Annotated in this window: 9 protein-coding genes; 2 read left to right on the forward strand and 7 right to left on the reverse strand. The window is 60.4% G+C overall.

Annotated features, from left to right (window positions below):
• Positions 1 to 73: 73 nt before the first annotated feature.
• Positions 74 to 3,295 carry an efflux RND transporter permease subunit gene (locus GHO41_RS25980; RefSeq protein WP_153390846.1) on the reverse strand — a complete coding sequence of 1,074 codons (3,222 nt, stop codon included), beginning with the start codon at positions 3,293 to 3,295 and terminating at the stop codon, positions 74 to 76.
• 224 nt (positions 3,296 to 3,519) lie between these two features.
• Here GHO41_RS25980 and GHO41_RS25985 point away from each other — a divergent pair, with 224 nt between their 5' ends.
• Complete coding sequence (locus GHO41_RS25985) at positions 3,520 to 3,930, forward strand: hypothetical protein (protein ID WP_153435041.1); 411 nt, start codon at positions 3,520 to 3,522, stop codon at positions 3,928 to 3,930.
• 162 nt (positions 3,931 to 4,092) lie between these two features.
• Here the strand turns inward: GHO41_RS25985 and mapR are convergent, their stop codons facing one another.
• Entirely contained in the window at positions 4,093 to 5,502 is a 1,410-nt protein-coding gene (mapR, locus tag GHO41_RS25990) for a GntR family transcriptional regulator MpaR (protein ID WP_153335162.1), read from the reverse strand.
• A 121-nt stretch (positions 5,503 to 5,623) separates the two neighbouring features.
• Entirely contained in the window at positions 5,624 to 7,045 is a 1,422-nt protein-coding gene (ccoG, locus tag GHO41_RS25995) for a cytochrome c oxidase accessory protein CcoG (RefSeq protein WP_153435042.1), read from the reverse strand.
• Between the two features lie 491 nt (positions 7,046 to 7,536).
• Here ccoG and glgB point away from each other — a divergent pair, with 491 nt between their 5' ends.
• Positions 7,537 to 9,762: a 1,4-alpha-glucan branching protein GlgB gene (gene glgB, locus GHO41_RS26000; RefSeq protein ID WP_153435043.1), complete on the forward strand. Its 2,226-nt coding sequence runs from the start codon at positions 7,537 to 7,539 to the stop codon at positions 9,760 to 9,762.
• Positions 9,763 to 9,842: 80 nt separating this feature from the next.
• On the opposite strand, the gene GHO41_RS26005 is transcribed toward glgB, so the two are convergent.
• The 4 genes from GHO41_RS26005 to malQ all read right to left on the reverse strand — a co-directional run.
• Entirely contained in the window at positions 9,843 to 10,643 is an 801-nt protein-coding gene (locus GHO41_RS26005; protein WP_153435044.1) for an endonuclease/exonuclease/phosphatase family protein, read from the reverse strand.
• 139 nt (positions 10,644 to 10,782) lie between these two features.
• The gene (glgX, locus tag GHO41_RS26010) at positions 10,783 to 12,930 is read right to left on the reverse strand and encodes a glycogen debranching protein GlgX (RefSeq protein WP_153435045.1); all 2,148 of its coding nucleotides are present in this window, start codon (positions 12,928 to 12,930) and stop codon (positions 10,783 to 10,785) included.
• A 78-nt stretch (positions 12,931 to 13,008) separates the two neighbouring features.
• On the reverse strand, positions 13,009 to 13,242 hold the full coding sequence (locus tag GHO41_RS26015; protein WP_153435046.1) for a DUF2934 domain-containing protein: 234 nt from the start codon (positions 13,240 to 13,242) through the stop codon (positions 13,009 to 13,011).
• 17 nt (positions 13,243 to 13,259) lie between these two features.
• The coding region (gene malQ / locus GHO41_RS26020; protein WP_153435047.1) for a 4-alpha-glucanotransferase at positions 13,260 to 14,238 on the reverse strand (979 nt) is incomplete at its 5' end.

The following is a 14,238-nucleotide window of genomic DNA, read 5'->3' on the forward strand; positions in this document are numbered from 1 at the left end:
GGCGACCAGCAGCGCGGCCAGTGTCAGGCCGCCGATGCCCAGCAGCATCAGGCGCTTGCGCGAAGGTTTTTGATCAGACGACATGGGTAGTTTCTCCAGCAGCAGCGCGATTTTTTTCACGGCCGTGCACCAGGCTGAATACCACGGGCACGAACAGCAGGGTGGCGACGGTTGCCAGCATCAGACCACCAATCACGGCGCGTCCGAGCGGGGCGTTCTGTTCTTCCGAGATGGCCAGCGGCAGCATCCCGATCATCATCGCCAGGGCGGTCATGCACACCGGGCGGAAACGGGTGTAGCCCGCTTCAAGTGCAGCCTTGAGGGCATCGCCGTGAACGGCCAGGCGCTCTCGACAGAAGCTCACCACCAGGATCGAGTTGGCGGTGGCCACGCCCATGCACAAGATTGCGCCGGTCAAGGCCGGGACTGACAGCGAGGTGCCGCTGAGGAACAGCATCCACACGATCCCGGCCAGGGCGGCGGGCAGGGCGGTAATGATCACAAACGGGTCTAGCCAGGACTGGAAGTTGACCACGATCAGCAGGTAGATCAGCACCACCGCACCCAGCAGACCAAAACTCAGGCCGCTGAACGCCTCATGCAGCGCGTCGATCTGGCCGTGCAGCGAGATGATCGCGCCTTTGGGGCGCAGGTCCGACGCACCGTCGATGACCTTTTGCACATCCGCTGCCACCGAGCCCAGATCGCGGCCCTGAATGTTGGCATACAGGTCCAGGGTGGGCTGGATGTTGTAGTGCGTGACCACCGCCGGGCTGTCTACGCGGCTAATGGTTGCCAGCCCGCCGAGGATCGCTGACTGGCCATTGCTGCCCGTCACCGGCAAGGCTTCCAGGGTAGGCAAGCTGTCCAGACGATACTGCGGCGTGGCGGCCACCACGCCATAAGACACACCGTTTTGCGGGTTGAGCCAGAACGTCGGGGCCACCTGCGAGCTGCCGGCCAACGAGGCCACCATGCTGTTGGTCACGTCGCGTTCGGTGATGCCCAGGCCATTGGCCCGCAGACGGTCGACCTTGACTTGCAGTGACGGGTAACCCACGGACTGCTGGATGCGCAGGTCGGCAATGCCCGGTACATGTTGCAGGCGCCGTTGCAGTTCCAGGGCGTAGGCCCGGTTGGCCGCGTCGTCACGCCCGGAAATCTTCACGTCCAGCGGCGCCGGAGCACCGAAGTTGAGGATCTGGCTGCTGATGTCGGCGGGCATGAAGGCGAACTGGCTGCCGGGGAAACTCTCGGGCAGGGCCTCGCGCAAGCGTTTGACATACTCGGCGGTCGGGCCGTGATTGGCTTTGAGGGTGACCTGGATATCGCCATCCTGCGGGCCAATGGTGCCGCTGCTGCTGTACGCCATGTCGATACCGCTCAACGGGATGCCGATGTTATCGATGATGGTGTCCAGTTGATCAGCCGGGATGATCTCGCGAATGCGTGACTCGATATGGTCAAACGCCGCTGCGCTTTCTTCGATTCGCGTCCCCAATGGCAAGCGCACGTGCAAGGCCAGCGCCCCGGCATCGGTCGCCGGGAAGAAGTCCTGGCCCAACGTCGGAAGCAGCACAAATGACGCCAGCACACAGGCCATGAAACCGAGCAAAAAGCGTTTGCGATTGGCCAGCGCCAGTTCCAGCACGCCGTAGTACGCATCGCGCACGGCCGAGAAGCGCCGTTCAAAACCTTGCTGGAAGTTCAGCAACGCACGCACTGGCGCCGAGTGTGTCCGGGTCGGCTGATCGCCCTCGTGATGGTTGATGTAGCCGTCTTCCGGGTGATGCCCGGGGCCTTGCTCAGGGTTGTGCGGCTTGAGCAAAAACATCGCCAGGGTGGGCACCAGGGTCCGCGAGAGGATGAACGAGCTGCCCATCGCGAAAATCACCGAGAGTGCCATGGGGCGGAACAGGTAACCGGCAATCCCCTGCAACATGAACATCGGCACAAACACGATGCAGATACACAGCAGTGAGACAAACGCCGGGCCAACGATCTGTTTGGCGCCATCGAGAATCGCCTTGCGCACCGTCTTGCCTTGCTCAAGGTGCCAGTTGATGTTCTCGATGGTCACCGTCGCATCGTCGACCAATATCCCCACCGCCAGCGCCAGCCCCCCGAGCGTCATTACGTTCAGGGTTTGCCCGGTGACCGCCAGCAGGGCAATCGCCGAGAGCACGGCCAAGGGGATCGACACGGCAATGATCAGGGTCGAGCGCCAGCTGCCGAGGAACAGCAGAATCATGGCGCTGGTGAGCAGGGCGGCAATGATCCCTTCCTGCGCCACGCTGCCCACCGATTGCTTGACGAACACCGAAGCGTCGCCCAGCAATGACGTTTTCAGCGAGGGCGGCAAGGTTTCATTGATGCGCGGCAGCATCCCGCGAATCCCGTCGACAATCGACAGGGTCGAGATATTGCCGTTTTTGAGCGCGGGCATGAGCACGGCGCGATGGCCGTCGACCCGCACGATGTTGGTTTGAGGCGGCGAACCATCACGCACGTGGGCCACTTGGCCAATGGTGATCAGCGCACCGTCGACGGTCTTGATGGGCAAGTCGTTGAGCTCATCAATCGCCGTGGGGCTGTTGTTCAGCATCACGGTGTATTCGTAAGTGCCGAGCTTGGCCGTGCCCACCGGAATGATCTGGTTCTGCGCGGCCAGCGCATTGCCCACGTCTTGCGCCGACAGGCCTTTGGCCGCAAGGGCCTGCGGGTCGAGGTCAAGGGTGATCTGGCGTTGCTTGCCGCCCATGGGCGTGGGCATGGCCAGGCCGGGCAGGGCGCTGAGGGGCAAGCGGATGTTGTTCTGCACCAGGTCGCGAATTTTCGCTTCCGAGAGCGTCGGGCTGGAAAACGCCAGTTGCAGGATCGGCACCGTCGACGCGCTGTAGTTAAGAATCAGCGGCGGGGTGATGCCAGGCGGCATCTGCTTGAGCACGGTTTGTGACACGGCGGTCACTTGCGCGTTGGCCGTGCGGATATCGACGCCCGGCTGGAAGAAGATCTTCACAATGCCCATGCCGGGTAAAGATTGAGACTCGATGTGTTCGATATCGTTAACGGTGGTACTCAATGACCGTTCGTAGGTGTAAATAACTCGACCTGCCATGTCGGCAGGCGCCAGCCCTGTGTATTGCCACACCACGGCAACCACGGGGATACCGATGTCAGGGAACACATCCGTCGGGGTGCGCAAAGCCGCGAGAGGCCCGATGATGCAGATAAAAATCGCCAACACGATAAACGTGTAGGGCTTGTGCAGTGCGGTCTTTACCAGCCCGAGCATGCCTGAACCTCCGAAGGAGTGAAAATTGCAAACACGGGCAGTCTTACCGTCACACCTTAACTTTCAGCTTTCACCAACATGAAGGTTGCGTTAGTAAAGTCCTTAAACTCCCTTCACCTAGATTCATTGGGCTAGAGCGGTTTACGGGGCCAAGCTTGGAACCACTCGACGGGTTGACTCTCGGCCAGTCGCACTCTTTGGTTCCCTGTGTGAGGCATACCGTAATGAACCTTAAACCACTGCTGCTTATCCCGACCCTGAGCCTGGCCCTGCTGCTGACAGCCTGTGCCGGCCCCATGCCAAAGCAAGATCCGGGCGAAGCCTGGATTGGTCTGCAGGAAGAAGGTAACAGCGACCTGATGGCCGAACGCGTAGACGGCAAGAACATCAATGATGGCCGCTACTTTGAAGTCGCCCCTGGCGCCCACAAGCTGGACGTGACCTTGTATGAAGGCGCCACCGGCGACGAAAACGAGGTGGATTGCCAAGGCGACGTCAACTACCAGAACTTCAAGGCGGGCGAGCGCTACAAGCTGGTTGAATCGAGCCTGGGCACCCATGTAAGCGCCACCCTGGTGGACGCAAGCGGCAAAGAAGTGGCCCACACTGCCGACTTCAACTGCATGCCGGGCTAACCCCCGCTGTTTGTAGTCGCTGACGAGGCACGAAGGCTGCGATCGGCGGCGCAGCCGCCGCAAAACCTGTTTACCCGGTCTTCCTGATGCACCGAGGGTTCAGATTTTACGACTGCTACGCACTCGATCGCAGCCTTCGTGCCTCGGCAGCGACTACAGTAGTTAAAAAGAACGAACGATCTTGCCCAGGGTTTCCATGGCCTTTTCAGTGGTTTCATCCCACGGGCTGCCGTAGTTCAAGCGGATGCAGTTTCTAAAGCGCTGGGTCGCCGAGAAGATCGGCCCCGGCGCAATGCTGATGCCTTGGGCCAGGGCCATCTGGAACAGTTTGAGCGAGTCCATCTGTTCAGGCAGCTCAAGCCACAAAAAGTACCCGCCCGCCGGTTTGCTGACCCGGGTCTGCGCCGGGAAATACCGCGCAATCGCCGCCAGCATCGCGCTTTGCTGGTCTTCCAGAGCATCGCGCAGGCGCCGCAGGTGGCGGTCGTAGCCGCCGTGCTGCAAGTAATCGGCAATCGCCGCCTGGGCGGGCATCGACGGGCACAGTGAGGTCATCAATTTAAGCCGTTCGACCTTCTGCGCAAACCGCCCGGCGGCGACCCAGCCAACCCGATAACCCGGCGCCAGGCTTTTCGCGAACGAGCCGCAATGCATCACCAGCCCTTCGGTATCAAAGGCTTTGGCCGGTTTCGGCGCGTGCTGGCCGAAGTACAGCTCGGCGTACACATCGTCTTCAATCAGCGGCACCTGATGCTCACGCAACAGCTCGACCAGCGCCTGCTTTTTGGCTTCGGGCATGGTCGCGCCAATCGGGTTTTGAAAACTGGTCATGCTCCACACGGCCTTGATGGTGTGCCGTTCAAGGGTGTGGGCGAGTGCGTCGAGGTCCATGCCGTCACGCGGGTGCACCGGGATTTCCACGGCCTTGAGCTTGAGCCGCTCCAGCACTTGCAGGCAGGCGTAAAAGGCCGGGGCTTCAATGGCCACCAGGTCGCCGGGTTCGGTCACTGCTTGCAGGCACAGGTTCAAGGCTTCCAGCGCGCCGTTGGTGATCAGCAATTCCTCCATGGGCAGCATCAGGCCGCCGACCATATAACGCAGGGCGATCTGGCGACGTAATTGCGGGTTGCCCGGCGACATGTCGGTGACCACCATACGTGGGTCCATTTCGCGGCTGGCGGTGGCCATGGAGCGGGCCAGGCGTTGCAGCGGAAACAACATCGGGCTGGGGAAGGCCGAGCCGAACGGTACGGTGTGCGGGTCTTTGATGGAGTCCAGCACCGAGAACACCAAATCACTCACATCGACCTGGGTGGACTCGGTGGGGTGGCTGCTGACTTCCGGCTCGGAAAACGGGCTGGGTGCATGGGTATTGACGAAATACCCCGAGCGCGGCTTGGCGCGAATCAGGCCACGGCGCTCGAGCAGGTAGTAGGCCTGGAATACCGTAGACGGGCTCACGCCGTAGGTCTGGCTGGCATAGCGCACCGAGGGCACGCGCTGGCCGGGGCCGAGCACCCCGGAACGGATCAGTTCAGCAATATCGTCAGCAAATTTTTCGTAGCGTTTCATGAACTAAAGCTCAGCTAATCCTGTGGGAGCGGGCTTGCTCGCGATGTTAACGACGCGGTATGCCGGAATGACCGGTCGATGCTATCGCGAGCAAGCCCGCTCCCACAGGAGAATGTGTGATTTAACGATTTATCGGTGCAACAAACCGGCTTTGGGCCACGCTGCGCACGCCGGGGTCTGCGGTGTCGGTGACCACAAACTCAAGGGTCTGGGAGCTGCTTTTCGGTCGTTCGGCCAGTAACGCGACGGACACGGGCACTTCAGCAATTTCGCCAGGGGCCAGGGTTAGCTCGGTCTTGCCGTTTAACTGGAAGTCGTCGCCCTGTTGCAGCGCCACCCGGTAGTGCTGTGGCTGCTGGGTTTTGTTAATGATCTTGAGGCTGTAAATGTTCTCGATCTGGCCCAGGCTGTTCTCGCGGAACAGGCCCCGGTCCTTGATGACATCCAGTGACACCATCGACCGTTGGTTCAAGGCAATGACCAAGGCGCCGATCATGACCACCAGCACCGCAGCGTAGCCAATCAGCCGCGGTCGCAGCAGCTGAGTTTTGCCGCCCTGCAATTCATGTTCAGAGGTATAACGCACCAGGCCGCGGGCATAACCCATTTTGTCCATCACCGAATCACAGGCATCGACACAGGCGGCGCAGCCAATGCACTCCATCTGCAAGCCGTCCCGGATATCGATCCCGGTCGGGCACACTTGCACGCACATTGTGCAATCAATGCAATCGCCGAGCCCGGCTTGCGCCTGTTCAACTCCACGTTTGCGCGGGCCTCGGCTCTCGCCACGGCTGGCGTCATAGGCAATCGCCAGGGTGTCTTTGTCAAACATCACGCTCTGAAAGCGTGCATATGGGCACATGTGCATGCACACCGCTTCACGCAACCAGCCGGCGCTGAGGTAGGTGGCACCGCTAAAAAACACCACCCAGAACAAACTGATGCCGGCTATTTCCAGGGTCAGCAACTCGGCGGCCAGCGGCCGGATGGGGGTGAAATAGCCGACGAAGGTCAGCGCGGTCATCACACTGATCGCCAGCCACAGCGCGTGCTTGGCCGTGCGCCGGGCAATCTTGTTGATGCGCCAGGGCGCGGCCTGCAATTTGATGCGTTGGTTTCGGTCGCCTTCTGTGATTTTTTCACACCACATAAACAGCCAAGTCCAGATGCTTTGCGGGCAGGTGTAGCCGCACCACATCCGACCTGCAAACACCGTGATCGCAAACAGGCCAAAGGCCGCGATGATCAACAGCGCCGACAGCAAGATGAAATCCTGCGGCCAGAACGTCGCGCCGAAAATATGGAACTTGCTCTCGGACAAGTCCCAAAGTACCGCCTGACGGCCATCCCAATGCAACCAGACCGTGCCGAAAAACAGCAAAAACAAAAAGCCGCTGCCCGCGATCCGAATCGAACGGAACAGCCCGGTAAAACTGCGGGTGTGGATCTGTGCGTCGGCAGGCTTGTTTTTTCTCGATGCAGCGCGGTCAGGCGACGCTGCAACAGGGTCAAGTCTGTGCACGGGAATGTGTCTGCTCATGGTCTTTCGCTCATCAGCCTCCATCAGGCAAAGGCACTATCCCTCGCAAACTGTTTGCATAACAGGCTCAGCTGGCTGATTAAAAAGCAGATCAGAGAGGTTTTTTGGCAGGCTGCGACACTCTACCGCAGCTGGGTCAGGTCCCGATTTGCATGACGTGTACGGGCATGGCGCTTGTCAGACGAACTGATCATGATCACGTGCACTGAAGCCCCTATCAACGGCACGGGCTTCAGGCTCCGCCCAATGGTTTGAACTTTAACCCTGGCGTTGCGCTCGTAACCCTGCACGCAGTATGGGTATAAGAGTTGCAAGTGTTTTGCCATGACACCGCTGGCGCAAGGTGTTATCCAACGCAGGTCGAGCGCCGGGCGATACAGATACGCCAACCACGACTAGGCTAGGAACTGACTGCGAGTTGTAGGTACAGCTCAGGGGATGGTTCAGCGGCATGCAGCGTCATGCGAAACCTTTAGCGTACGGAGAGCAGCATGAGTTCGAGTGGGCAGGCAGGTGGGGGTAAGGACGCGCTGTTACCCGAGATTGCGGACATTCAGGCACTGGTCCGGGCCGAGCATCCGGACCCGTTTTCAGTCTTGGGCCCGCATGCGGATGGCAAAGGCGGTCAGTTAATTCGGGCGTTTCTGCCTGGAGCGGTGAGTGTTCAGGTGCTGGTGCGCGAGGGGCAAGCGCTGCTGGGCAGTCTTGAGCAGGCTCAAACCCCAGGCTTGTTTGTGGGGCATTTTGCGCAGGCGCAGGCGTATCTGTTGCAGGTCGATTGGGGCGATGTTCAGCAAATCAGCGAGGATCCCTACAGTTTTGGCCCGCTGCTGGGTGAGATGGATCTGTATTTGTTCGCAGAAGGCAATCATCGTGATTTGAGCCATTGCCTGGGGGCGCAGTTGACCCACGTCGACGGTGTGCCAGGCGTGCGTTTCGCCGTGTGGGCGCCGAATGCGCGGCGGGTGTCGGTGGTCGGTGATTTCAACGGCTGGGACGGACGCCGTCACCCGATGCGCTTGCGCCATCCGAGCGGGGTGTGGGAGCTGTTTGTGCCACGTTTGCTGGCCGGTGAAGCGTACAAGTACGAAATACTGGGGGCGCAAGGGATTCTGCCGTTAAAGGCAGATCCCATGGCGCTGCAGACTCAGTTGCCGCCGCTCACCGCGTCCATCGTGGCGGCGCCCTTGAACATTGACTGGCAGGACGCTGACTGGATGCACGCCCGTGCGCAGCATCAGCGTACTGATGCAGCGTTGTCTATATATGAGCTGCACGTGGGCTCGTGGCAGTGTGAAGTCGATGACGTGGGGGATGTGTCGCGCCAGTACAACTGGCGCGAGTTGGCCGAGCGCTTGATCCCTTACGTGCAGCAGCTGGGTTTTACCCATATCGAACTGATGCCGATCATGGAACATCCGTTTGGCGGGTCGTGGGGTTATCAGCCGCTGTCGCAGTTCGCCCCCAGCGCCCGATACGGCTCGCCAGAAGACTTCGGTGCTTTTGTGAATGCCTGCCACGTGGCCGGGATCGGGGTGATTCTGGATTGGGTGCCCGCGCACTTCCCCAATGACACCCACGGTCTGGCGCAGTTTGACGGCACCGCGCTGTATGAATATGCCGACCCGCGAGAAGGCTTCCATCAAGACTGGAACACCTTGATCTACAACCTGGGCCGCACTGAAGTGCACGGTTTTATGCTGGCTTCGGCCTTGCACTGGCTCAAGCATTATCACGTTGACGGTTTGCGGGTCGATGCGGTGGCCTCGATGCTGTACCGCGACTATTCGCGCAAGGCCGGCGAGTGGGTGCCGAATATTCACGGCGGCCGGGAAAACCTCGAAGCGATCGACTTTTTGCGCCACCTCAACGACGTGGTCGCGCTGGAAGTCCCCGGCGCGCTGGTCATTGCCGAAGAGTCAACGGCCTGGCCCGGCGTTACCCAAGGGACCGAGCAGGGCGGCCTGGGCTTCTCGTACAAATGGAACATGGGCTGGATGCATGACTCGCTGCATTACATTCAGCAAGACCCGGTGTACCGCGCCCACCACCACAACGAATTGAGCTTTGGCCTGGTGTACGCCTGGCACGAGCACTTCATCCTGCCGATTTCCCACGACGAAGTGGTACACGGCAAGCACTCATTGATCGACAAAATGCCCGGCGACCGCTGGCAAAAGTTCGCCAACCTGCGGGCTTACTTGAGCTTTATGTGGGCGCATCCGGGCAAAAAGCTGCTGTTTATGGGCTGCGAGTTCGGCCAGTGGCGCGAGTGGAACCATGATCAGCAACTGGACTGGTACTTGCTGCAATACCCTGAACACCGGGGTGTGCAGAAACTGGTCAGTGACCTCAACCAGTTGTACCGCGAAGAGCCGGCACTGCATGAGCAGGACGACGTGCCGCAAGGGTTTCAATGGTTGATTGGTGACGATGCGACCAACAGCGTCTTCGCCTGGTTGCGCTGGAGCAAAGCCGGCAAGCCGGTGCTGGTCGTCGCCAACTTCACCCCCGTACCCCGTGAAGCCTACCGCGTGGGCGTACCCGAGGCCGGGACCTGGCACGAGATTATCAACAGCGACGCCGGGGTCTATTCGGGGTCCAACTACGGCAATGGCGGCGGCGTGAGCACAGACCCGCAACCGAGCCACGGCCAGGAAGTGTCACTGGCCCTGAACCTGCCGCCGTTGGGGGTGTTGATACTGCGGGCTGAGTAAAAACTCGCGTTGCCCTCTGTAGGAGCGAGCTTGCCTCGCGATCTTTTGACCGTTAAAAGATCGCGAGGGTAGGTCCCGGTTTACAAATGTACTTCAACCGCCAGCGGCAAATGGTCCGACAGGTGCGTCCAGGGCTTGTTGCCCAGAATGATGGGCTCATGCCCGGTGGCATTGCGCAGGTAGATCCGGTCAAGCCTTAACAAAGGCCAGCGCGCCGGGTAGGTCTTGGCCAATTGCCCGTGATGGCGCTCAAACACTTCATGCAAATCATCACGCTGCGCGAGGGCGGCATTGCCTTGCAGCTTCCAGTCATTGAAATCGCCGGCAATGATCACCGGCTCATGGGGCGGCAAGGACTTGAGCAGTTGGTGGAGCAGTACGATTTGTAGCTGGCGATGGCTTTCGAGCAAGCTCAAATGCACACAGATCGCATGTACGTTGTCATGCCCCGGTACGTCCAGCACGCAATGCAGCAAGCCGCGCCGTTCAGGGCCGGTGATTGAAACGTCGAGGTTGCGCGACGATTTGATCGGGTATTTGGACAGTAGTGCATTGCCGTGATGCCCGTTCGGGTACACCGCATTGCGGCCGTAGGCAAAGTCGGTCCACATGCTGTCGGCGAGGAATTCGTACTGCGAGGTTTTCGGCCATTCTTCATAGCGCGAGGCATGTTTCTCATGCTCACCGAGCACTTCTTGCAAAAACACCAAATCGGCCGATGTACTGCGCACCGCTTCACGCAGCTCAGGCAGGATGAAGCGGCGGTTGAACGCGGTAAAGCCCTTGTGGGTGTTGACGGTCAATACTTTGATTCGGTGTACGGCAGGCTCGGGTACCGAGGCTATGGGCGCTCGAGTGGTGCCGACTACATCAATGGTCATGGTCGCTCCTGTCCTTTTAGGCGGCATGCCGCATGTCAATCACAGGGTTATAGCTTAAGGAATGGGGACGTGACTGATGTTTATCAAGCTTTGCGTGATTAGCCACGCACGTGTCTGGCACGGGCGTGGCTGACGGTTTTTAAGACGCCTTGGCGTGTTGCAGTTCAAGCAGCACCAGTGAGCGGCCGGTCACGCTGTAGGGTGTGTTGAATGCCAGGGCGGGCGAGCTTTTGAGTTCAGGGTCGGTGGTGTCGAGTTTGCACACCCAACTGCCGCCATGGTCGACTTCGGGCAAGTTGAAGTCGAGGGTGTCGTGGCCCGCATTGACGATGATCAGCAAGGTGGCATCGGCCCCGGATTTCTGCACGCCGGAGATTTGTGTGCGGCCATCAAGCAGCATGCCCAGGCAACGGTTTTGCGGGTCTTCCCAGTCTTGGGTGGTCATCTCGCTGCCTTCTGGGGTGAGCCAGGTGACGTCCTTGACCTCGGGCTGTTCGCTGCTATGACCCACCAGAAACACCCCGCGGCGCAAGATCGGGTAGTGCAGGCGCAGCTTGATCAGGCGTTTGACAAAGGCCAGCAGCGTTTTGGCGGGCTCGTCCAGTTCCCAGTTGACCCAGCCGATTTCGCTGTCCTGGCAATACGCATTGTTGTTGCCGTGCTGGGTGCGGGCGAACTCGTCACCTGCCACCAGCATGGGCGTGCCCTGGGCCAGCAACAAGGTGGCCATGAAGTTACGCATCTGGCGCTGGCGCAGCGCGTTGATCTCGGGGTCGTCGGTGGGGCCTTCGACACCGTGGTTCCATGACAGGTTGTTATTGCTGCCGTCCTGGTTGTTTTCGTCGTTGGCTTCGTTGTGCTTGTCGTTGTAAGACACCAGGTCGTTAAGGGTGAAGCCGTCGTGGGCGGTAATAAAATTGACGGACGTATAAGGGCGGCGCCCGCGCCGGTTGAACAGGTCGGCAGAGGCGGTCATGCGCCCGGCAAACTCGGCTAATTGCCCTTCGTCGCCTTTCCAGAACGCCCGCACATTGTCGCGAAAGCGGTCATTCCACTCAGCCCAGCCCGGCGGAAAGCCGCCGACCTGATAGCCACCGGGGCCGCAGTCCCAAGGCTCGGCAATCAGCTTGACCTGACGCAGCAGCGGGTCCTGGCGGCAGGCCACCAGAAAGCTGTGGCGCTCATCAAAGCCATCGTGATAACGGCCCAGAATGGTCGCCAGATCGAACCGGAAGCCATCGACGTGCATCTCGCCGGCCCAGTAGCGCAGCGAGTCGGTGACCATCTGCAAGACGCACGGGTGGCTCAGGTCCAGGGTGTTGCCGGTGCCCGAATCGTTGATGTAGAAGCGCTTGTCATCGGGCATCAGCCGGTAATAAGAGGCGTTGTCGATGCCGCGCATGGACAGGGTCGGGCCTTGTTCATTGCCCTCGGCGGTGTGGTTGTAAACCACGTCCAGAATCACTTCCAGCCCGGCTTCATGCAGGTGCGCGACCATTTCCTTGAACTCGGCAATTTTGCCGCTGGCCAGGTAGCGCGGGTCGGGCGCGAAAAAGCTCAGGGTGTTGTAGCCCCAGTAGTTGGTCATGCCTTTTTGCAGCAGGTGCTGATCATTGACGAAACCGTGGATCGGTAGCAGTTCAACGCTGGTCACGCCCAGGTTGCGAATGTGTTTGATCACCTCATCGACCATCAGCCCGGCAAAGGTCCCGCGCACCGCCTCGGGCACTGCCGGGTGGCGCATGCTCATGCCGCGTACATGGGTTTCGTAGAAGATTGTGCGTTCCCACGGCACGCTGATGCGGTGGTCATGGCCCCAAGTGTGGGCCGGGTCGATGACTTTGCACTTGGGCACAAAGGGCGCGCTGTCGCGCTCGTCAAAACTCAGGTCGGCATCCGGGTGGCCGATGGTGTAGCCAAACAGTGCTTCGGACCATTTGAGTTCACCCACCAATTGCTTGGCATACGGGTCGATGAGCAATTTATGGTGGTTGAAACGGTGGCCGTTTTCGGGGTCGTACGGGCCGTACACGCGATAGCCGTAGACCTGCCCCGGGTGCGCATCGGGCAGGTAGCCATGAAAGGTTTCGTCGGTGTATTCGGGCAGTTCGATGCGCTCCAGTTCGACTTCACCCGCAGCGTCGAACAGACACAGTTCAACCTTGGTGGCGTTGGCGGAAAACAGCGCGAAATTGACCCCCAGTCCATCCCAGGTTGCGCCCAGCGGGAAGGGCAGGCCTTCTCGAATGCGTGAGGGCTGCGGTGCTGATGACGTGTTCGTGCTCATGGTCGCTCCTTGATAAGTGCTGGTGCTCAGGCGTTATTCAACGCCGCGCGTACTCCATCGCGTTCACTGCCGATGTCTTCAAGACCCCGCAGGTTTGCGTGGTGCCCGCGGCTTTTTCTCGGCAGGGGGTTTGGGCTTGGCAGGCGCTTTGGGTTTGGCCGCTTTCGGCGCCGGTTTAGTCGGTGCCAACGCTTCGGCCTGGGCCAGTTTGCGGGCCATTTCCCAGTGCCGATCATGCTGGCCATCAGGCCTGTCTTCGGACTCCCAGATCTGGTAGGCAAACTCACGGATACGCTTATCGTCGTGACTCATGGCAATGGCTCCTCGGGTTATCGGTCTCGTTCTTGGGCCTGCAAACGCGCGCAGGCGAGTAACTCAAAGCGCCGCGTTGCATCCAGGGTGTCCAGCAGGGTGTTGCAATCTCCCGGCAAGCGGCGGCACCAGTTTGGGTGGCCGCTGACGGTGCCGGGCAGGTTGGCCTGTTCCTCCAGGCCCAGTGCATCTTCGATGGGCAGCAGTACCAGGGGGGCGCGGGTGTGGCCGAGAAAACGGATGCTCGCGTCCAGCGTGGGGGCGTTGCCCAGGGCTTCCTCCTGAAAATTCTGCGGGTCTTGGCGCAATGCGCGGTCCAGCCCTTCGCATTCACGCTGGCGGTTGCGTCGCCAGTCATTGGCGGTGACCGGATCGATCAGGTTCAGGCGTTCGTTCCAGTCAATGTCACGGCCTTGCAGCCAGCCATTGAGCGTTGGCAGGTCATGGGTACTGGTGGTGGCGAGGGCGTCATCCGGCCAGGCCAAGATGGGCTTGAAGTGTGCGCCGTAGTCCTGTTCGAACAACAACACGCGCATGCCGAGAATGGCCCGTTCGCTGAGCTTTTCACGCAGGCCTTCAGGGACGGTTCCCAAGTCTTCACCCAAGACGATGGCTTGATGGCGCACCGACTCCAGGGCGACCAGCCGCAGCAGGTCATCCACCGGGTAATACAAATAAGCGCCTTGGTCAGGCGAGGCGCCCAGCGGGATGACCCACAAGCGTTGCAGCCCCAGCACATGGTCGATGCGCAGGCCACCGGCATGGGCAAAGTTGGCGCGCAGCATTTCGATAAAGGCGCGGAAGCCGCTGCGTTTCAGGCCTTCGGGGGAGAAGGCCGAGATGCCCCAGCCTTGCCCTGAGCGGTTGAGCAAGTCGGGCGGGGCGCCCACCGTTAATTGCGCCAGCAGTTCGTCCTGACGACACCAGGCCTGGCTGCCCGCGCCATCGGCGCCCACCGCCAGGTCGGCGATCAAACCGATGGCCATGCCGCTGGCC

The sequence above is a fragment of the Pseudomonas sp. FSL R10-0399 genome, assembly GCF_009600165.1.
GTDB lineage: Bacteria > Pseudomonadota > Gammaproteobacteria > Pseudomonadales > Pseudomonadaceae > Aquipseudomonas > Aquipseudomonas helleri.